Source organism: Deefgea salmonis, from assembly GCF_020531905.1.
In the GTDB taxonomy this organism is placed as follows: Bacteria; Pseudomonadota; Gammaproteobacteria; order Burkholderiales; family Chitinibacteraceae; genus Deefgea; species Deefgea salmonis.
In genome coordinates this window covers 1-21,254 of record NZ_JAJAWG010000007.1, presented here as the reverse complement: position 1 = coordinate 21,254, position 21,254 = coordinate 1, and the positions used below count along the sequence as shown (strand labels likewise).

General features: G+C 49.9%; 21 protein-coding genes. 13 read left to right on the top strand and 8 right to left on the bottom strand.

What is annotated here, in order from left to right; translation table 11 throughout:
* Positions 1–170: 170 nt before the first annotated feature.
* Positions 171–1,049, bottom strand: a complete 879-nt coding sequence (locus tag LG219_RS11035; RefSeq protein ID WP_226764550.1) for a M23 family metallopeptidase — start codon at positions 1,047–1,049, stop codon at positions 171–173.
* Between the two features lie 14 nt (positions 1,050–1,063).
* On the opposite strand from LG219_RS11035, the gene LG219_RS11030 reads away from it, so the two are divergent.
* Complete coding sequence (locus LG219_RS11030) at positions 1,064–1,501, top strand: DciA family protein (protein ID WP_226764549.1); 438 nt, start codon at positions 1,064–1,066, stop codon at positions 1,499–1,501.
* 409 nt (positions 1,502–1,910) lie between these two features.
* Positions 1,911–2,735: an undecaprenyl-diphosphate phosphatase gene (locus tag LG219_RS11025; RefSeq protein WP_226764548.1), complete on the top strand. Its 825-nt coding sequence runs from the start codon at positions 1,911–1,913 to the stop codon at positions 2,733–2,735.
* Between the two features lie 163 nt (positions 2,736–2,898).
* Here the strand turns inward: LG219_RS11025 and LG219_RS11020 are convergent, their stop codons facing one another.
* From LG219_RS11020 to LG219_RS11000, 5 genes are all read right to left on the bottom strand, one after another.
* Entirely contained in the window at positions 2,899–3,621 is a 723-nt protein-coding gene (locus LG219_RS11020; RefSeq protein ID WP_226764547.1) for a GNAT family N-acetyltransferase, read from the bottom strand.
* Positions 3,608–4,216, bottom strand: a complete 609-nt coding sequence (locus LG219_RS11015; protein WP_226764546.1) for an FMN-binding negative transcriptional regulator — start codon at positions 4,214–4,216, stop codon at positions 3,608–3,610. The genes LG219_RS11020 and LG219_RS11015 overlap by 14 nt, the downstream gene beginning before the upstream one ends.
* A 1-nt stretch (position 4,217) precedes the next feature.
* The gene (locus LG219_RS11010; protein ID WP_226764545.1) at positions 4,218–4,655 is read right to left on the bottom strand and encodes a rhodanese-like domain-containing protein; all 438 of its coding nucleotides are present in this window, start codon (positions 4,653–4,655) and stop codon (positions 4,218–4,220) included.
* A 52-nt stretch (positions 4,656–4,707) separates the two neighbouring features.
* Positions 4,708–5,121 (bottom strand): hypothetical protein, encoded by a 414-nt coding sequence (locus tag LG219_RS11005; protein WP_226764544.1) that lies wholly within the window; start codon positions 5,119–5,121, stop codon positions 4,708–4,710.
* Between the two features lie 204 nt (positions 5,122–5,325).
* Positions 5,326–5,838, bottom strand: coding sequence for a GNAT family N-acetyltransferase (locus LG219_RS11000; RefSeq protein WP_226764543.1), 513 nt, complete (start codon positions 5,836–5,838; stop codon positions 5,326–5,328).
* Between the two features lie 109 nt (positions 5,839–5,947).
* On the opposite strand from LG219_RS11000, the gene pdxR reads away from it, so the two are divergent.
* Positions 5,948–7,372: a MocR-like pyridoxine biosynthesis transcription factor PdxR gene (gene pdxR, locus LG219_RS10995; protein WP_226764542.1), complete on the top strand. Its 1,425-nt coding sequence runs from the start codon at positions 5,948–5,950 to the stop codon at positions 7,370–7,372.
* 185 nt (positions 7,373–7,557) lie between these two features.
* Here the strand turns inward: pdxR and LG219_RS10990 are convergent, their stop codons facing one another.
* Positions 7,558–8,316: an SDR family oxidoreductase gene (locus tag LG219_RS10990; protein ID WP_226764541.1), complete on the bottom strand. Its 759-nt coding sequence runs from the start codon at positions 8,314–8,316 to the stop codon at positions 7,558–7,560.
* Positions 8,317–8,439: 123 nt separating this feature from the next.
* On the opposite strand from LG219_RS10990, the gene LG219_RS10985 reads away from it, so the two are divergent.
* Complete coding sequence (locus tag LG219_RS10985) at positions 8,440–8,736, top strand: ArsR/SmtB family transcription factor (RefSeq protein WP_226764540.1); 297 nt, start codon at positions 8,440–8,442, stop codon at positions 8,734–8,736.
* A 631-nt stretch (positions 8,737–9,367) separates the two neighbouring features.
* On the opposite strand, the gene polA is transcribed toward LG219_RS10985, so the two are convergent.
* The gene (gene polA, locus LG219_RS10980) at positions 9,368–12,139 is read right to left on the bottom strand and encodes a DNA polymerase I (RefSeq protein WP_226764539.1); all 2,772 of its coding nucleotides are present in this window, start codon (positions 12,137–12,139) and stop codon (positions 9,368–9,370) included.
* Positions 12,140–12,331: 192 nt separating this feature from the next.
* Between polA and LG219_RS10975 the strand changes: the two genes are divergently transcribed.
* The 9 genes from LG219_RS10975 to LG219_RS10935 all read left to right on the top strand — a co-directional run.
* Complete coding sequence (locus LG219_RS10975; protein WP_226764538.1) at positions 12,332–12,664, top strand: DUF2782 domain-containing protein; 333 nt, start codon at positions 12,332–12,334, stop codon at positions 12,662–12,664.
* Positions 12,665–12,673: 9 nt separating this feature from the next.
* Positions 12,674–13,612 carry a homoserine kinase gene (locus LG219_RS10970; RefSeq protein WP_226764537.1) on the top strand — a complete coding sequence of 313 codons (939 nt, stop codon included), beginning with the start codon at positions 12,674–12,676 and terminating at the stop codon, positions 13,610–13,612.
* 1 nt (position 13,613) lies between these two features.
* Positions 13,614–14,198: a sigma-70 family RNA polymerase sigma factor gene (locus tag LG219_RS10965; protein ID WP_226764536.1), complete on the top strand. Its 585-nt coding sequence runs from the start codon at positions 13,614–13,616 to the stop codon at positions 14,196–14,198.
* A complete protein-coding gene (locus LG219_RS15600; RefSeq protein WP_373314869.1) occupies positions 14,195–14,374 on the top strand; it encodes an anti-sigma factor family protein in 180 nt (59 codons plus the stop codon). The genes LG219_RS10965 and LG219_RS15600 overlap by 4 nt, the downstream gene beginning before the upstream one ends.
* A 36-nt stretch (positions 14,375–14,410) precedes the next feature.
* A complete protein-coding gene (locus LG219_RS10955) occupies positions 14,411–15,772 on the top strand; it encodes an FAD-binding oxidoreductase (protein WP_226764535.1) in 1,362 nt (453 codons plus the stop codon).
* Positions 15,773–16,051: 279 nt separating this feature from the next.
* Positions 16,052–18,238 (top strand): type I secretion system permease/ATPase, encoded by a 2,187-nt coding sequence (locus LG219_RS10950; protein WP_226764534.1) that lies wholly within the window; start codon positions 16,052–16,054, stop codon positions 18,236–18,238.
* A complete protein-coding gene (locus tag LG219_RS10945; RefSeq protein WP_226764533.1) occupies positions 18,238–19,650 on the top strand; it encodes an HlyD family type I secretion periplasmic adaptor subunit in 1,413 nt (470 codons plus the stop codon). The genes LG219_RS10950 and LG219_RS10945 overlap by 1 nt, the downstream gene beginning before the upstream one ends.
* Positions 19,647–20,237 (top strand): response regulator transcription factor, encoded by a 591-nt coding sequence (locus tag LG219_RS10940; protein WP_226764532.1) that lies wholly within the window; start codon positions 19,647–19,649, stop codon positions 20,235–20,237. Before LG219_RS10945 ends, LG219_RS10940 begins: the two co-directional genes overlap by 4 nt.
* A gap of 86 nt (positions 20,238–20,323) precedes the next feature.
* Positions 20,324–21,254 (top strand): retention module-containing protein (locus LG219_RS10935; protein WP_226764531.1); only part of this gene is annotated, 931 nt, incomplete at its 3' end.

Genomic DNA, 21,254 nt, shown 5'->3' with positions numbered 1-21,254 from the left:
AAATAAATACATCGGCGTTTTATCAAGCTATTAGGGCTATATGGTTGCATGCTTACAAAATTTCAAGCAACAATCATTTTCTTAAATGCTCAGGTAAAAAATTAATACCTACATCGGCATGATGAAGATCGATCAGACCATTGCGTTGACCCGCACGGCTCGACTTCGCTTTATTTTTGCGCCAATGCTGATGAATTAGAATCGATAAAACGAAGCGGATTTTGTGCAACGCCACGATAGCGGATTTCAAAATGCAAATGTGGTCCTGTTGATCGACCCGTGCTACCCAATAAAATCACTGGCTCGCCCACCTTCACCGTATCACCCACTTTCACCATCAAGCGACTGCCATGCGCGTAACGACTGGTTAAGTCATTGCCATGATCAAGCTCGACCATATTACCATACTGAGGGTGGTAAGCCGCATACACCACCTTGCCTGTCGCGGCGGCACTCACTGGCGAGCCAGTATCTCCCTGAAAATCCACCCCCTCATGAAACACTTGCGAGCCATTAAATGGATCTACTCGCCAACCAAAACTCGATGATTGCGGCGGCGCTTGCATTGGAGAATGCCGTGGCAAATGCGCAGAATTTGGCGTTAACAACACCGCTTCAGCCAACGTCAGCTGATCAATCAGCGCCGACATTTTGCCCGATGTCTGCTCTAAAACTTGCGCCAAACCCGGCACAGAAAACGATGGGCCGCGCGCGGCCAAGCCGCCTTGTGGCACGGCATTACGACTTAAAAATGGTTGCACATCAATGCCGGTTTTATCCCCCACTCGCGCCGCCAAACCATCCAAACGCGTTAACTTGGCCTGTAACTCACCCACTTGCACCGCCAAAGCGTCGATTTCACCCTGCCTAGCGTGCTGGCCCGGCATTAAACGCAATAAAGGCTCGACGCGATTGGGTGCAAACAGCATCCCTAAACCAAATGCCGCAGCACCGACTAATAGCGTTAAAATTAAACCTAGAGCCAACAGCTCTCGCTGCCCCAGTGAAATCGCTTTATCAAGACGACTGGAAACTACAATGATATTCATACGATGTGCTGCTTATGTATCATAAAAACCCCTCATTTGACCGCTTGCTCCATCGTGATTTTCAACTCAAACGCTTAGTGCAACAGGTCGATACACTCAATCAAATTTTGGATATTGTTCGTGGCGCGCTGCCGCCCGAAGTGGCCAATGTTTGCCAAGGTGTCGCTTGGGCCGGTACCGAACTGATGATTGCCGTGCCCTTTAGTGCTGCCGGAACTCGGCTACGGCAAGCTGCGCCAGATATTTTGCGCGCACTCGAGATGGCCGGTTGGCACGCTACCGCAATTAAGCCCAAGGTGCAAGTTGCATTACAACATGGAAACCCGATTCAAACCAAGAACTTACAAATTCCTGAGGCAGCGCAAACAGCGATTGATGAGCTCAGTCAAAAAGTCGATGATCCCGCTCTCAAAGCCGCGCTAGCGAGCTTGCTCAAACATCATCGCCGCTAAAATCTGCGGCTCTAATTTTTAAGTGCCTGCGGCCGCTTTCGGCTCGGTCAGCTCATTTGCTGATGCTCTATCGAAAAGACAAAAAAAACGGGCACCCAAGGTGCCCGGTCAAATCAGGGAGGAGATGAACAAAATGTATTTACACGTTGCACACTCCTCATCAAAACTGGGGGTAGGAATAGACTTTCACAAGCCTGGTGTAAATATTCACACAGATTGCTGAAACCTTTAGCCGGAAATCTCAATCCCGCTTCGCCCAGTTAAAACCGGCTGTCTGCCAAAATCACCCAGCACAATCAAAGCGAACAAAAAACGCTGGCTGCGATATTTTTACCGACAAATCACAATATCGCCCCCGCAGCCGCTTATAATCCCACCCCATCTATCAACCCACCGAGCGCCAGCCAGCATGGATCCGATTTTATTGTTTCATTCCCTCATTATGGGTTTGGTTGAAGGGATTACCGAATTCCTGCCAATCTCATCGACCGGTCATTTAATTTTAACTGGCGATATGCTCAATTTTTTGAGCAAAGAGAAGCGCGACGTTTATGAGATTTTTATCCAACTTGGCGCGATGATGGCCGTGATGTGGGAATACCGCGCCAAACTCTGCACCACGCTATCGGGCATTCAACGCCCGGGCAATGAGCGCAATTTATTTTTAGGCATCGTGATTGCTTTTATTCCTGCCGCCATCATGGGCTTGTTATTTAGCAAAACGATTAAAGCGTATTTATTTCAACCAATCCCCGTTGCCACCATGTTTATCGTTGGCGGTTTGATTATTTTATGGGCCGAAAAACGCCAGCATAAAATCACCGTCGCCACGGTGGACGACATCAGCCTGAAAGACGCCATCAAAGTCGGTCTGTGCCAATGCTTGGCCTTGATTCCTGGCACCAGCCGTTCGGGCGCCACCATTATTGGCGGCATGTTTTTAGGCTTATCACGCAAAGCCGCGACCGAATTCTCATTCTTTTTGGGGATTCCTACGCTCGGCGCGGCGTCGATTTATAGCCTGCTCAAACATCGCAGCGAGCTGAGCATGGACGACTTTGGCGTGTTTGCCGTGGGCTTTTTGGCGTCCTTTGTCTTCGCCTTTATCGCCATTCGCGCCTTAATCAAATTCATCTCAACGCATACCTTTATCGTCTTCGCTTGGTATCGCATCGCCTTTGGCTTAGTGGTACTGGGTACTTGGTATTTTGGCTTGGTGAACTGGACGGCTTAATGGATAGGTATTGCGTTGCAGGCAATATAAATATTGATCTACAACGCAATACCCTAGATAGATTTCAAAATCATCCCGCCGACCTTGGCGGGATTTTTTATGCATGACGGAACAAACCCAAGCTGATGTATTCCCCGGCAAAGGTCAGCAAGCTAGACAACCATCAGCCCGGATCTCGCTGAGCAACGAGCGGCAAAGTTAGCGTGGATAAAGCCTGTTTTTGCTGGCCATTGGCAGCAAAATTGTCGTCATTTAACCAAGCCATTAACACCGCCGATAAAGCCGGCCACTCGGTATCGATCACCGAAAACCATGCCGTATCTCGATTACGGCCTTTATTCACGGCGGCTTGCCGAAAAATCCCTTCAAAACTAAAACCTAAACGCTGCGCGGCGCGCCGTGATGGCGTATTGAGCGCATTGCACTTCCATTCATAGCGCCGATAGCCCAGTGCAAAAGCGTTTTGCATCAGCAATACCATCGCCGCAGTGGCCAAGCGCGTGCCTTGTAGCGCTGGCGAAAAATGCAGCCAGCCGACTTCAATCGACCCCGCCGCTGGCGCAATGCGTAAATACGCCGCCAAGCCCAATGCCGCACCCGATTGCGCGTCGACAATTGCGTAATACTGCGGGTCTTGTAGCTGTGCGCGCAGGCTTAATTCATGCTCAAACGCCGCCAAATCAGCATACGGGCCGGCACTAAAATACGTCCATAATGCGCCACTATCGGCACTAAATGCCTGCCATAAACTGGCGGCATGTTGCACCGCATTCAGTGGCTCGACGCGGCAACCCCAACCTTGCAACACCCGCCATGGCGGAAAAGGCGCTCCCTGCCAATTGGCAACGATGTCACCCACCGGCTGATTAAATTCATTGATTGGCATCGATGACTCCTCGCGCCCATGGCGCCGCCAATTGCGCGGCAATCCCCGCTTGATTTTCTGCGCTTTGATTTTGGCTGAGCTTAAATTTACCGCTAATTTGTTCAATCTTGATTTCAATACCCACAATCGCCGCCAGCATTTTTTGCATAAAATCAGCCGGTGCTTCGTCGATATGCCAAGGCCGATCGCGCCCAGCTTCATGCCGCGCCGTCATGTGCGACACAATGGCGCAAACTTCAGCCGCATCGTCAATGGCGCGTAAAGCCCCTTTGATTTGCACCAGCGCATAATTCCACGTTGGCACCACGCGCGGATCACTCGCTTTGCTTGGATAAAATGACGGCGACACATAGCCATCCCCCGCTTGAAACAGCGCCAATATGGCTGAATCGGCCTCTTGCCATAGCGGATTTTTTCGCGCCACATGACCACGCAATACGCCCAATTCAGAGCCATCATCCACCCAATACAGCGGAATCACATTGGCGCTCAGCCCAGCCTTGGTCGATTGCACCAAGCTCGCCAGCGGATGTGCCGCAATCAAATGTAATAAGCGCGAACGATCTGTTACTGCAAAATGTGGTGGGGTATACATATCAACACTCGCAATCAATTGTGCTAGCCATCAATACCCCAGCCGCTTCACCCGTCGCCACGGCATAACCATCTTGCTGCCAATAACGCAGACCGCCGATGAGTTCTTTCACCTGAAACCCCAGCTTGGCCAATTTATACGCGCCCCATGTCGAGCCATTACAGCCAATCCCGTCGCAATAACACACATACACCTGCTGGCGATCCCAATTGGCGGTGGTTTCAGCAGTCATCGTGCGATGGGGCACACTCACAGCGCCGGGAATATGCCCCGCCTGATACGCCGCCGCTGAGCGCGTATCAATCACCACAATCTGCACTTCACCCGCGATTAAATCCGCCGCCAAATCCGCCGCATCAGTACGAAACTGCAATTGCGCGGCAAAAAACTGCGCTGACTCACTCGCCGTTGCTAAACCACTGGCTAACACTGCACTCATTTTTTTCTCCCCGTTGACCATTAAGCACTCAATCACTCAGCAGCGCCGAGCTTTAAGAAAACGCCAGCACCGCAGCCAAAATCGCCAACACACTGGCGGCCAAACTCACTTTGCCCAGTATCGGCAAGCGCAATAAAGCCGCCGGTTGCTGCGGCACTTGTCGCATCCGCCAAATACCGAACACGGCGCAAATCACAATCACCGTGACCGCAAGCGCTTTGACCCACAGCCACGGCATCTGCGCTAACTGTGTGCTGTAAGGCCGCAATAAAGCGCTGCCCGACAGCACTAACAGCAACAAACCAACATACGAGGCATAGCGCAGCGCAAACAAGCGCACCATCGTCTCGCGCCGCGCCTCTGCTGGCCAACGCTGCGCCAAATGACCAATAAAAAACAAGGCAAAGCCAGAACCTGCCCCAAGCACCAAACCCAAAAAATGCACCAACAATAAAACATCCCGCACGCTGATTTCCTTTAATCAAATAATTCGCAAGCGCCAACGCGCCTGCGATCAAAGCAGTCAACATTCAGATTCAAGTCAAGAAACCCACACCGCTGCTGACCAAACTACCTAGGCAATTTACTATAACGGCATAATGGTCTTTTGCTACAGACCAATTTCTACAACTAGGCCAGACCAATGTCCGCATTGCCCACGTGCTGATTATTACTGCTCAGGATCTAGCATTAACCGCTGAACACCTGGCCATGCCATTCGAATAACCGGCACGAGCGAGCCATCTGGTGCGCGCCAAACATCGACGTCATATGCGACGGCAGAACATGCTTGATAAAAGCGAATCGCATAGGTATTGATCTCTATTGTCCATAAATAAAGACCTTGCGATGGATACACTTCATCATGCCAGAGTGCGACTGCTGCCAATAAAGCACGACCGACGCCACTACGCCGCGAGGTGGCTGCAACATGTAGATTGTCGATATACGTTCCCCATCGCGGATCTTGCCCGCCATAAGCACAAGCGAATCCGCATAGTTCACCGTCGTTTTCGGCCAACCAAATACTTTGATTATCCGCTGGCTGTTGTAAACGCATTTGCCAAAGCGCCAAGCGCTCCTGTGGAACCTGATCACGCAGATATGCGGCACTTAATGATTCGTGATACGCCTGCTGCCAGTTTTTCGCATGTAATGCCGCAATGGCCGTGGCATCTTGCATAGTTGCTTTCCGAATAATCATCACTTCAACCCCAAGCTTTTCACAAGCCTTACTGTAACGGCATAATGGCCTAATGTTGCAAACCAATTTAGCGATAGAGGCCAGACCAATGTCCGCATTGCCCACTTTATTTGCCGCCGAGTCGCAGCCTGATTTAGCACTGTATGAACAATTATCGCGAACTTTACGCAAGGCGATTTTGGCGGGGTATTTGCCATTGGGAAGCAAAGTGCCGGCCAGCCGCGTGCTAGCAGCCGATTTGGCGATTTCACGCAGCACGGTTGAGCTGGCATTTTCGCAATTAGAAGCCGAAGGCTATCTGCATCGCCAAGTGGGCGTTGGTAGTTTTGTCGCCATTGCCGCGCAGCCCAAGCCAGCGCGTCCGCGCAAAACCGCCGCAGGCTTATCACAACGCGGGAAAATGATGGTTGAGGCTGGCACTTGCCGCGATGCCACCTCGCCATTCACCGCTTTTACTGCGGGCCAACCTGACCCCGCCGCGTTTCCCCGTGAATTGTGGGGCAAAATGACCCAACAGCGCTGGAAAAAAGACGGCGAGCGCTTGATGCGTTATGGCGATTCGCAAGGTCTGCCCGAACTACGCGAAGCCATTGCCGGCTATTTGGCGCAATCGCGTGGCGTGGTTTGTGATGCGGCGCAAATTTTAGTGCTAACCAGCTCGCAGCAAGCACTGCAACTCATTGCCCAATTACTAATTGATCCAAATGACAGCGTATGGCTCGAAGAGCCCGGCTATTTGGGCGCACGCAACGCGCTGCTCTCGGCTGGCGCAAAAATCATTCCAGCACCAGTCGATCACGATGGTCTCAACACCGAGCTTTCCAGCACCCTATCGCCACCCAAGCTAATCTACACAACGCCCTCACATCAATACCCGCTTGGGGTAACAATGAGTTTGCCCCGCCGCATGGCCTTACTCGAGCAAGCGGCGCAGCACAATGCGTGGATTATTGAGGACGATTACGACAGCGAATTTAGCTACGAGCAGCGCCCGCTCCCCGCCCTGCAAGGGCTAGATCAGCAAGGCCGCGTGATTTATATCGGCACCTTTAGCAAAGTGCTGTTTCCATCATTACGCATCGCTTATCTCGTTTTACCGCCCGATTTAATACCGGCCTTTGTCAATGCGCGCGCCGCGTTTGACGGCCATACGCCGCAACTGGCGCAAGCTGTTACCGCCGATTTTATGCACCAAGGGCATTTCGCCAGTCATATCCGGCAAATGCGCGTGCTCTATCGTAGCCGCCGAGATTTATTGCTCACGGCTTTGCAACCACTCTCTGAGCTGATTCAAACCGTCAATGTGAACGGCGGCTTGCAATTTGCAGTTGAAGTCGACCATCACCGCGAACCGCAATGGACCGCAGCCGGCCAAGCGCAAGGCCTCGCGCTACGGTCACTGTCGCAATTTTATTTGGGGGAAAGAAAAAAAAGCGGCTGGCTGTTGGGGTATGCATCGCTAAGTAATATTCAAATTAACTCAGCAGTCGATACCCTCAAGAAATGTCTTTGATTGAAGTTTGATTAATATTGGGTCGGTTCCGTTTAAGTGATTTTTCGGTGCTAGTTCCGTATGTGAAAGTAAAATGTGAAAAACAGGCCTTTTTTGGCCTGTTTTCGTTGGTTCCGATTAGGTATACCCAATTAAACAAGCTTAAATGGGGAGAGTTTCAGAAGATTTATAGGAAATCTAAAAACTTAGATTTGAGTAAGACCGCCATCAACCGTAAGTTCAATGCCGTTAACGTATCTTGCATCATTTGATGCTAAAAATAATGCAGCAGTAGCAATCTCTTCTGGTTGAGCTACATAACCCAATGGCACGACCCCTTCCGCATAATTCTTGAATGCTTCAATTTGAGCTTCATCCCATTTCAAACCATTTTCCATAATAGGTGTGCGCGTGAATCCAGGACTAAGTGCGTTGACACGTATTTTTCGTCCTTTTAGATCATTAGCCCATGATCTTGCAAAGGAGCGTACCGCAGCCTTGGACGCGCTATATAAGCTAAAATTTTCCATACCTTTGTTAGCAACCATGGAGGCTGTTAGTACTACCGATGCCCCGTCTTTCACTAGAGGCAGCAATGTTTGAACGGTGAAAAAAACTCCCTTTACATTGATGTCGAAAGTTTTACCAAAATCAGCTTCAGTCGTTTCACCAAAGAAATTATTTTCCGCTATCCCTGCGTTGGCGAATACTGCATCCAATTGATCTCCACGCTTTTCAATCTCATGCTTAAGCGTTTGTAGATTGGCTAGGCTGGAAACATCGGACACGACTGAAATTGCAGCATCCCCTAGAGTAGCAGTAGCTTCGTCGAGGCTCTTGGCCGATCGACCTGTAATGTAGACGCGCTTAGCCCCTTCTGTGAGGAGTGCTTTAGCAATGGCGAAACCAATTCCTGTTGAACCACCGGTAACGACAGCTACTTGATTTAAAAACTTACCAGACATTTTTGGAGCCTTTATATGTGAGTGAATTTAGAATTAAATTAGTTGTTTGTTCTTATGTTCTAATTTAATCGAACATTGGTACATTACATTGTAATGTGCAATACTGCAAGTATGAGGACACCTGTGCACCCATCAAAAGAGAGTATTACCTTGTCGGGTATTTTGTATGCCCTTAGCGACCCGACACGCCTTGCTCTTATCCAAAGCCTTGCTAGTAAAGGCGCTCAATCCTGTGGGGCGCTAAGCCTCCCTGTAGCCAAATCAACGGCGTCTCATCACTTTCGTGTGCTGAGAGAGGCTGGCATTATTCAGATGCAAGCGGAAGGCACTCAATTTATTAATTCGTTACGTCGAGATGATTTGGATAGCCGTTTCCCTGGACTGCTTGATGCTGTGCTACTAGCGTCTGAAGTTGCTTAAGACGGTTGAACATTAGATGTTGCAGCTGCTGCTGTTTTAATTTCAAGATTAAAATAAGTCCACGATGAAACCAGTTGCAGAAACTATCGTTTGTGCAACGACAAGCTGCTAGCGGTCAATTTTGTTTAGCGCCCTCAAAGCAACAAAAACAGGCCTAATTGAACTGCACCCCAAAAGTTGGACATCCGTCCATATTTTTGGGGTGTTTTTATGTTCAAGTACACGATGTAATTCAAGCTTTCTGCTGTTCAGCAATATTATATAAAGCCAGCTGCATCTTAAAAACAACGATGGCAAGCCATGCTGGCGACAATGAGCGAAGCGAATTGCGCCAAATTACCGTGGGTAGATAACCCAAGCCAATGAGATTCAAGCATTGAGCAATCCGCACCAAGATCGGTTCAATTTACGCCAAAGCCGGTGCAATTCGCTTCACTCATTGCCCCCTACGGTTACATCAAATTCGGAACGATTGCGGCTTACGAGTGGAAGTTGCAGTTCAGCGCGGGTCACGACCCGCCCTTATACCGCTTTACATCCGCGCCATCCCGCACATAAAAAAACCGCCATTGCTGGCGGTTTTCATTGCATCCGGCGTCTTACCGCTGCGCGAGCAATACGCCGAACAAAATCAATGCGCCTCTTCCCAATTATTACCCACGCCGACTTCGGCCAATAACGGCACTTTGAGTTGCGCCACGCTGGCCATGATTTCGGGCAGTTTTCGCGTCACCAATTCCAACTCGGCTTCAGGCACTTCCAAGATCAATTCATCGTGCACTTGCAGTAATAACTTACTTTGCAATTGTTCGGCATCCAACCACTTGGCTACGGCAATCATTGCCAATTTGATTAAATCAGCGGCAGTACCTTGCATTGGTCCGTTAATCGCCGCGCGCTCGGCACCGGCGCGTTTGGCACCATTGCTCGATTTAATTTCGGGCAGCCATAAACGGCGACCAAACACGGTTTCGACATAACCTAGCTCGCGCACCGATTGCCGCGTTTGCTCCATATAATCGGCCACGCTGTAAAAGCGATTGAAATAGCGCTCGATAAAGGTTTTTGCCGCTTCGCGGGTGATTTCCAATTGCTGCGCCAAACCAAACACGCCCATGCCGTAAATCAAACCAAAGTTAATCGACTTGGCATAACGGCGCTGCTCGCTGCTGACTTCGTCCAGCGCAATGCCAAACACTTCCGCGGCAGTGGCTTTGTGAATGTCTTGCCCTTGCTCAAACGCTTTGAGCATCGCGGCATCGTTAGATAAATGCGCCATAATCCGCAGTTCGATTTGCGAGTAATCGGCCGAAACAATTTTGCTGCCCGCTGGCGCGATAAACGCTTCGCGGATTTTGCGGCCCTCTAACGTGCGCACCGGGATATTTTGCAAATTCGGCTCGGACGAGCTCAAACGCCCAGTGACTGCGACGGTTTGATTAAAACTGGTATGAATTCGGCCGGTTTTTGGGTTCACCATTAACGGCAGTTTGTCGGTATAGGTGGATTTTAATTTCGACAAACTACGATGCTCGAGCAGCACTTTGGGCAAAGGATAATCTTTGGCCAATTCGCTCAACACTTCTTCGTCGGTGGATGGCGCGCCTTTCGGGGTTTTTTTAATCACTGGCAATTGCAGTTTTTCAAAAAAGATTTCGCCCAATTGCTTGGGTGACGCCAAATTAAACGGCTGGCCTGCCAGCTCGTAAGCGTGGTTTTCTAATTCAATTAAGCGCAAACCAATCTCGTGGCTTTGCTTTTGCAATAAAGCCGAATCGAGCAACACGCCGTTGCGCTCCATAATGTACAGCACATCGCGCGATGGCATTTCAATGTCGCGATACACTTCAAGCAAACGGCCAGTTAACCGTGGTTTAAGGGTATGCGCCAGACGCAAAGTAATATCGGCGTCTTCAGCCGCATACCGAGTAGCGGTATCAACGTCGACCTCGGCAAAGCCAATTTGCTTGGCGCCTTTACCGCAAATATCAGCGTATTTAATCGTGGTTTCACCCAGCTCTCGTTCTGCTTGATCATCCATATTGTGCTTTTCATGGCTGGCCAATACGTAAGACATCAATAAAGTGTCATCACAAATGCCTGCCAGCTCAATGCCGTAATTGGCTAAAACATGTTGATCGTATTTCAGGTTTTGCCCGACTTTGCCGTGCTGGCTTGATTCTAACCACGGTTTTAATAAGGCCAAGGTTTCATCAAACGGCAGTTGTTCGGCATGATCTGGGCCGCAATGCGCCAATGGCAAATACGCCGCCTCGCCCTCAGTCACCGAAAACGACATCCCCACCAAGCGCGCCTGCATGGCGTCTAGGCTCGTGGTTTCGGTATCAAAAGCGGTAATGGCTGCGGCATTGATTTTGGCCAGCCAATCGCTCAACTGCGCTGCGGTTTGAATGGTTACATAATGCCGCTCAATTATGGGTGCAGCAGGTATTTCAATCTGAGCGTCATCTACCATTACTTGGGTAGCAATACCTTCGGTTTTCTCTGCGAATAAATCGTCACTACCGCTACTGACTGCTGGCGCGCGACTTTCTAATTCGCGTACCCAGCTGCGAAAACCAAACTGCTTAAACAGCGCCAATAAGGTCGCGCTGTCTTCGCTCGTTGGCACTAAATCGGCCATGCCTTGCGGGATTTCGGCGCTGAGATCCACATCGCATTTAATCGTGACTAATGCTTTGGCCAGCGGCAACCACGGCAAGGTATCGCGCAGATTTTGTCCCACCACGCCTTTGATTTCATCAGCGTGAGCGATCACATTATCCAAGGTTTGATATTCAGCCAACCATTTGGCGGCGGTTTTTGGGCCGCATTTGGGTACGCCCGGCACGTTGTCCACGGTGTCGCCAATCAATGCCAGATAGTCAACGATTTGCTCAGGCCACACATTAAATTTGGCAAACACTTCATCGCGGCGCAGCACTTCATTGGTCATGCTGTTTTCGATACGGGCAAACTCATCGACCAACTGCGCCATGTCTTTATCGCCGGTCGACATAATCGTCGTAATGCCTTGGCGGCTGGCTTCGCGCGCTAGCGTGCCGATCACATCGTCGGCTTCAACGTCGTTGATCATCAAAATCGGAATCCCAAACGCGGCCACGGCTTGATGAATCGGCGCGATTTGTACGCGCAGCTCATCGGGCATCGGTGGGCGCTGCGCTTTGTATTGATCATAAAGTGCATCGCGAAACGTCGGTCCTTTGGCATCGAACACACACGCGATATAATCAGCTGGGGTTTGCTGACGCAGTTTTTTCAACATATTCACAAAGCCATACAGCGCATTGCTAGGTGTACCATCGGGGGCGGTTAAATCTCGAATCGCATGGAAAGCGCGATACAAATAAGATGATCCATCGATTAAAAGCAGCGTTGCCATGCGAGAATTCTCTATACTGTTGTAAGAATGGGGATTGCAGCCCACATTATACGCCGTACTCAGGCCAAAGATTCCCAATGCGTTGCGCGCCCTTGTGCAATGCCTTTGCGATGGATTAAAGCCGCACTGATTGATCCGCTTGGTGACAGCTCAACATCGCTCGACCTTATTTTTACTCCCAAGGAGTGCCTCATGCGTCACCTTATTCTGAGCCTTAGCTTTTGCTTGGCGCTACCAGCTTTCGCCGCCACTATCGGCGATGGCGTTGCCGATACCCCGCCGGCGATGCCAGCAGAAACCAAAGCGACCAAACCCCAGCCACAACCCGATATCCGCATTGTTGAAAAAGGCGATGCCACACTGACCGAATACCGTATCAATGGTCGGCTGTATCAAATCAAAGTCGTGCCGAAAGTTGGCCAGCCGTATTTCTTAATTGATCCTAACGGCCAAGGTAATTTCGTGACGCAAGGCAATATGATTGATAATATCGCCGTCCCAAGCTGGGTTATATTGGAATTCTGAGAGCGCTCCATGTCTGTTTTTACTACCGTCGCCATCGACGAAATTACGCCATTTTTGCACCGCTATTCATTAGGCCAATTGGTCGAGCTTAAAGGCATTTCTGCCGGTGTGACCAATACCAATTATTTTGTCACAACGACGCATGGTAAATATGTACTGACTTTGTTTGAAACACTGCGCGCTGATGAACTGCCTTTTTATGTCAATTTAATGGTGCATTTGGCGCAGCACGGCATCGCCGTAGCCGCGCCGATCGCCAATTTGCAACACCAATATATTGATGAACTCAACGGCAAACCAACACTCATCGTGCCATGTTTACCCGGCTCGGTCGCCGAATCACCCACTACTGAGCAATGCGCCCAAGTCGGTGAAATGTTGGCCCAAATGCATTTGGCCGCAGCGAGCTATACAGCCCAAATGCCCAATCCGCGCGGTCCACACTGGTGGGCGGCCACTGCACCAACGCTATATCCATTGATGAAGCCACAAGACGCCGAGTTACTCGCCGCTGAAGTGGCATTGCAAGCACAACACCAACACGACACGCTGCCAACCGGGGTGATTCATGCGGATTTATTCCGTGATAATGCCTTAATGAATGGCGAACACGTTGGCGGATTTATTGATTTTTATTACGCCTGCACCGACGTCTTGCTATACGACTTAGCGATCACGCTCAACGATTGGTGCGTGCTTGAAGACGGCGAAATCGATGATGAACGTGCATTGGCAATGCTCACCGCCTATCAAAGCGTGCGGCCACTCAACCCTGCCGAAATTCAAGCTTGGCCAACGCTACTACGCGCTGCGGCGCTGCGTTTTTGGGTGTCTCGCTTGCTGGATTTTTACCAGCCAGCGGCCGGTGAAATGACGTTTGCAAAAGATCCAAGCCACTTTCAACGCGTCATCCTCCGACACGCGCAACGTTGCAATTTCTGGGTTTAATATGGCCATCTCGGCAAACGAGTTGCAATCTCATCATTCGGCTTTATTGCGCTATGCGCTATTTCAGCTTGGCGATATGCCTTTGGCCGAAGATGTGGTGCAAGAAACTTTGCTCGCCGCACTCGAAAAGCCCGAATCTTTTAGCGGGCAATCGAGCGTCAAAACTTGGTTAACCGCCATTTTAAAGTACAAAATTATTGACGTACAACGCCGTCGCTACCGCGATCCGCAACTGATTTCCCCACTGATCGACGAAGAAAACGATAAAAGCGATTTTGATTCACTGTTTGATTCGCACGGCCACTGGGGCAGCGATGCGCCACGCAACTGGGGCCAGCCTGAAGCCAATTTAAATGATCAGCATTTCTGGCAAACGTATCATCTGTGCGCGACCAAAATGCCCAAACGCACCGCCATGGTGTTTACCTTGCGTGAGGTAATGGAATTAGACATTAGCGAAATTTGTCAGCAATTGGAGATCACCGCGACTAATTGCTCGGTGATGCTGTATCGCGCTCGTATGAGCTTACGGCTGTGTCTAGAAAAAAACTGGTTTGATGCAAAAATATCGGGGGCAATATCATGATGAAGTGCCGCGATATTGCTTTTTTACTCTCGGAATCACAAGATCGATCGCTGTCTTTAAGCGAGAGCCTCCAGCTGCGCCTGCATTTATTTATGTGTCAAAAATGCACTCATTTTTCACACCAACTCAAGGTAATACGCCTCGCGAGCCAAGCTCAAAAAGACGATCGCAAATAACCCATGCCTAGCCATTTTTTGACACAACTTCAGTCAATGACTGAATCTCACGGCCTATTGTTCGGCGAAAACACCGCACCCTATTGTCTCGATCAACGCCGTCGTTTCCAAGGCCAAGCACTGGCCGTCGCTCGCCCCAAATCAACTGAACAACTGGTTGAACTGGTCAAACTTTGCGCAGAACACCACATTGGGATGGTGCCACAAGGCGGCAATACCAGTTTATGTGGCGCGGCAACGCCAGACAGCAGCGGCCATAGCCTGATTATCGCTTTTGAGCGGATGAATCAATTCATCGAAGTCGACGCCGATAACAACACCATTACCGTGGATGCTGGCGTCACACTGCAACAAGTGCAAACCGCCGCTTTAGCCGCCAATCGCTTATTTCCTGCCAATTGGGGCGCCGCCGCCAGTTGCCAAATCGGCGGAGCGCTGGCCACCAATGCCGGTGGCGTCAATGTACTGCGCTACGGCAATATGCGTGAGCTCACCCTTGGCCTCGAAGTCGTACTGGCTGATGGCACGATTTGGCATGGTTTACGCGGTCTACGCAAAGACAACACGGGCTACGATCTGAAGCAGTTATTTGTCGGCGCTGAGGGCACCTTGGGTTTAATTAGCCGTGCCGTATTGCGGCTGTATCCGCTGCCGACAGCACACGCTACCGCTTTAATCGACGTCGATTCACCAGCGGTTGCGGTTGAATTACTGCGCGATCTGCAAGCGAAAGTGGGCGATCGAGTCACCTCTTTTGAGTTGATTTCGCGCCCCTGCCTGGATTTGCTCAAGCGGCATTTTCCAGCACTGCAGCAACCCTTTAGCCCATCACCGGCTTGGTGTGTCTTGCTTGAGCTGTCTGATGGCGGCAATAGCGAGCAATTAATATCGCAATTGGCCGAGATTTTATTTGATGCGGGTTTTAGTAATGCCTACGTGGCACAAAATCAGCGGCAAGCGCAAGATTTTTGGCGTTTACGTGAACGCATTCCCGAAGCGCAGCGCATTGAAGGCGTGAGTATTAAACACGATATCAGTATTCCTGTTGGCGACATCCCGCGTTTTTTAACTGAATGCCAGAATGAATTAATTCAGCAATACCCCGATGCTAATATCGTGGCTTTTGGCCATTTAGGTGATGGTAATTTGCATTACAACTTGTTTTTAACTGAAAAAACCGCATTAATTTATCAATTTGAACTCGCTATCAACAGCATTGTTTATCGTTTAGTCGCTCAATATAATGGCAGCATTAGTGCTGAACATGGGATTGGACAATTAAAGAAACAATCACTGAGTCAATATCGAAGCACGACCGAGCTGTTAATGATGCGAAGTATCAAACAAGCACTCGACCCACAACAACTCATGAATCCAGGCAAAGTTTTACTTGATTGAAACCTCGCTATCGATTGATTACAGCGTTAATGGGTCAATAAATTTATAAGTCTTTAATTAAAAATGCATATTCAGGCAAAAATTTTCTAACGACACGTCAAAATGATAAGCAATGCGACGAGATAAAATCATTCCGTATGAAAATTTTTGCTTTTCTCTTTAACACATTGCAAGAAAATACCTATTTTTAGATTATTATATCTATTTACCATATCTGTGCTTGCTGTATGCTTGCACATCAAGAAAAAACACCAATACCCATCATTACAATGAGTCGCTATGGATAGTCCTACAAGCAGCTCTGCCAAACACGCATTCGATTGGCATTTTAGCGAAAATCAAGCACATTTCGATCCCCTACTCGATTGCTTAGTCGAGCTCACGCGAATTCATGGTGCGCCCTGGACGCATGAAGCACTGGCTGCTGGCTTGCCTTTAGTTGAAAATCGGCTCACACCGTCTTTATTGCCACGCGCGGCCAAACGCGCGGGTCTATCGGCACGCGTATTGCGCCGCAATATCAAAGAAATCCCCGATCGCTTACTGCCCGCTGTTTTATTACTCAATAATCAACGCGCGTGTTTATTACTTGAGCGCCAAGCCGATGGCCAATATAAAGTGCGTTTTCCCGAAGGCGCAGAATCGGTTGAAATCTTAAGCGAAGCTGAATTAACTGAACTGTACAGCGGGATTGTGCTGATTGTTCGCCCGCGTTTTCGCTTTGATTTACGCACGCCAGAAATGGGTAAAATTCGTGAGCGGCATTGGTTTTGGGGCGTTGTATTTGATAATTGGCGAATTTATCGCGATGCCTTAATTGCCGCACTACTGATTAATATTTTTGCCTTAGCCATGCCTTTGTATTCGATGAATGTTTACGATCGGGTGGTCCCCAATCACGCGATGGAGACGTTATGGGTGCTTGCGCTGGGTGCAATCCTCGTCTTAGGGTTTGATTTCGTACTGCGAACTGCGCGCGGCTATATTCTGGATGTCGCCTCAAAACGCATCGATGTGACTTTATCGGCGTTGATTATGGAACGCGTGTTAGGCATTCAAATGGGTTCGCGCCCGGCTTCAGTGGGCTCATTCACCGCCAATTTGCGAGCGTTTGAATCGGTTCGCGATTTTATTGCTTCGGCCTCGATTACCACTTTGGTCGACCTGCCTTTTGTATTGATTTTCTTTTTAGTGTTAGTTTGGATCTCGCCGTGGTTGGTGTTACCGCCCTTGGTTGGCGCGATTTTAATTATTGCTTTTGCTTGGCTGGCGCAAGCCAAAATGAATCAACTGGTTGAACTCACCCAACGCGCATCGGCACAACGCAATGCCACCTTGGTTGAAAGCATGGTTGGACTTGAAACCATCAAAATCATGGGTGCCGAAAGCGAAATGCAACGGCGCTGGGAGCGTGCTACGCAGTTTTTGGCGCAAATTGGCGGCCGTTTAAAGCTCATGTCAACAACCACCGTCAACTTCGCGCAAGCGGTCACCCAATTGGTGTCGGTCGTGGTGGTGATTGTTGGCGTGTATTTACTGATTGAAGGCCAGCTGTCAATGGGGGGCATTATTGCTGCGTCGATGTTGGCTGGCCGTGCGATGGCGCCACTGGGGCAAGTGGCCGGTTTGTTGATGCAATATCAAAACGCCAAAACCTCGCTCGGCGCTGTTGAGTCGCATATGCAGATGCCGATTGAGCGCCCTGCCGACAGTAATTTTTTGCACCGAGAATCGTTTCGTGGCGAGATTGAATTTCGCAATGTGACGTTCAAATATCCGAACAATGACGATATCGCCTTAAAAAACGTCAGTTTTAAAATGAATGCCGGAGAAAAAATCGCCATTATTGGCCGGATTGGCTCGGGCAAATCCACCATTGAAAAGCTAATTTTAGGGCTGTATCAGCCTACAGAGGGCGCGGTGCTTGTTGATGGGATCGATACCCGTCAGATTGATCCGGCCGAACTACGCCGAGCTATCGGCTATGTGCCACAAGATCCTTTACTGTTTTTTGGTTCATTACGGCAAAACATCGCCATGGGTGCCCCCTACGCCGAAGATAGCCACATTATTGCCGCTGCCGATTTGGCTGGGATTGCCGAGTTTGTGAACGCCCATCCGCGTGGCTTTGAAATGCCGATTAGCGAGCGTGGCGAGTCACTTTCTGGTGGCCAGCGCCAAGCGATTTCAATCGCCCGTGCGGCACTCAATGACCCGCCGATTTTTATGCTCGACGAACCCAGCAGCGCGATGGACCACCAAAGTGAAGAGCGTCTCAAGGGGCGCTTGCGCACTTATCTGGCCGGAAAAACCATGATTTTGGTCACCCACCGCACCTCATTACTTGAGCTCGTTGATCGACTCATCGTCATCGACCAAGGGCAAATCATGGCCGATGGCCCTAAATCCCAAGTGGTTGAAGCCTTACAACAAGGTCGCATTGGCAAAGCAGGGAGCAGTTCATAATGCAGCGACTACTGCAAAACCTTAAATCGATGTGGGCGCGCTTGCAACATTGGAGTGATCGGGTCTTTGATCGCTATTTATTTAGCACCGAAAAAAGCGATTTAATCGACGATAGAGACTTCATCGCCGATGCGGACAACGTCATCATGGAGCAAAGCCCGCGCGGCGCTCGCGTGCTGATTCGCACTGCGGCGCTGGCCGTCGCGGTGCTCTTACTCTGGGCCGGTTGCGCCAAAATCGACGAAGTCACCAAGGGCGATGGCCGAGTGATTCCATCCAGTGAATTACAAGTGATCCAAAGCCTGGACGGCGGGATCGTCAAACAAATTTTGGTGCATGAAGGCCAAGCGGTTAAAAAAGGCGATTTGCTGATCAAAATTGATTCGACCCGTTTTGCCTCGTCGCTCAATGAAGGTCGCGCACAATATTTGTCGCTCAAAGCCAAAGCCGCCCGCCTTGATGCCATTGCCAATGGCAAAGCACTGAGCATCCCTGAAGACGTTGAAAAAGAAGCGCCCGATATCGCCGCACAAGAAAAGCTGCTGTATCACTCAAAAATGGCCGAACTCGATGCCAGTATGGGCATTGCCAAGCAGCAACTGAATCAAAGATCACAAGAGCTCAACGAAGTACGTACCAAGCGTGAACAGGCAATTCAAGGCTATGACTTTACCAAACGAGAGCTCGACGCGACTCGGCCATTATTAAAAAGTGGTGCCGTTTCTGATGTCGAAATTTTACGCTTAGAGCGCGATGTATCTCGCTACAAAGGCGAGATGGACGGGGCGTCCGCGCAGATACCCCGTATTCAATCCTCAATTGCCGAAGCGGGCCGAAAATCACAAGAAGTCGATTTGATGTTTCGCAATCAAGCGCGTACTGAACTGGCGGAAACCTCGGGCAAACTGAGCAGCATCAGCCAAGGCAATTTAGGCCTTGCCGACCGCGTTAAACAATCGGAGATTCGCTCGCCAATGGATGGCACAGTCAAACAGCTGTTTGCCAATACCGTGGGTGGCGTCGTCCAACCGGGTAAAGACATTATTGAAATCGTTCCAGCCGGCGAAAGCTTACTACTCGAAGCCAAAGTCTTACCCAAGGACATCGCTTTTTTGCGTTCTGCCCAACCGGCTTTAGTTAAATTCTCTGCCTATGACTTTTCAGTCTATGGTGGATTAGAAGCTGAAGTTGTCAACATCAGTGCAGACACTGTCAAAGACGAGAAAGGTAACGCGTTTTATTTGGTTCGAGTTAAAACCAAAAATAGCTTTTTAGAAAAAGATGGCAAACGTTTACCAATTATTCCGGGGATGATGGCTGAAGTGGATATCTTGACCGGAAAAAAAACCATTCTTTCTTACTTAATCAAGCCAGTACTGCGGGCTAAATCTTCTGCGTTGACCGAACGATGATACCTGCCATTTATTTTTATACTCAAGACAGCGGCCTATTGCGCCACTGGCAAGCCAGCTTTGATGGCGTTGAGTTGCCACAACAAGAATGGGCGCATGCTGCCGGTAGTATTGCGGTTATCGATAGCCAATACCCCATGCTGCCGGCATGGAACGAACCGATTTGGCAACAAAGGATGCAGCATCAATACGTCATTGTGGTCAACACTTGTCCCAATGATGAAGAAGGCTACGCCGTGCTATTGGCTGGCGCAGCAGCATATTGCCATGCAGCCGCCCCCAAAGAATTATTACAACAAGTGATTAGCGCAGTTATTTCTGGCGAAATCTGGGCAGGACGAAGCTTGGTATTGCGCTTACTGAATGCCGTCAACCGCCTTCCGGCAAAACCCGATCCACTCTTAGTGCTGTCTGATCGCGAACGAGAGGTCGCACACGCTGCCGCCCGTGGACAAAGCAATAAAGAAATTGCCCGAGCGCTCAATATCACCGAACGCACGGTTAAAGCGCATTTGAGTGCCTGCTTCGAGAAACTCGGAGTCAGCGATCGCGTTCAGCTGACGCTCAGAGTCAACGGCATTAATTAATCACGCAAGTTGTACTTCAGTACAATCGCATTTGTCATAAGCTGTGCGTAGACTTCTAAATAGAAAATTCTATCTGGAGTCTGATCATGGCCGAGCAAATCATTGCAGTAAACAGTGGCGCAAAACAACAAATCGTCGTCGTTCAAGGCGAAGCATTTATTAAAGATGCTCGCGGTCAGCTGCAAGCGATTAAAGCCGGCGATGTCTTGCTCGAAGGCCAAATCATCGTCACCGATGCCCAAGGCCACCTCACCGTATTACTCCCGAATGGACAAATCATCGAACTGGGCGCGGATCGATCTTTATTGATCGACGGCGACCTGCTCGGCACCGCCCCCACCGACAGCACCGAAGCCGCAGTCGCCAAAACCAATGACAGCGCCGATCAAATCATTAATGCCCTCAACGAAGGGAAAGATCTCTCCACCAATTTAGAAGCCACTGCAGCAGGCCTTAATGCCGGTGGCGGCAGTGACGAAGGCAGTGGTTTTGTGCGCTTAATGCGCGTCGCCGAAGGCGTTGACCCACTTAGCTTTAACTTTGCAACCGCGCTCGATGCCACCGAACCACCGCCAGTGGCCAACTTTGCCGATGCCATTGCTGCCGGAATTGTTGCCGACAACATCAATCCAGAATTTGTGGACGCCAATAACGCCCCACTCGGTAGCGACCAAACCACCACAACGCCAGAAGACACGCCAGTTAGCGGCCAACTCGTCGCCAAAGACAACAACGGCGACGTACTCGTCTTTAGCAAAACCAGCGACCCAACGCACGGCACTGTCGTCGTCAATGCCAATGGCACGTACACCTATATCCCCAACAAAGATTACACCGGCCCAGACAGCTTCCAAGTTCAAGTCAGCGACGGCAAAGGCGGCACCGACACCCTTACCGTCAATGTGGGTGTCACGCCGGTTAATGATCCAGCGATCATCGGTGGGGTGAAGCAAGGTGAAGTCACTGAAGACGTCGCAGTTGTCGGCAATGAAATCAAAACCCAAGGTCAGTTAACCA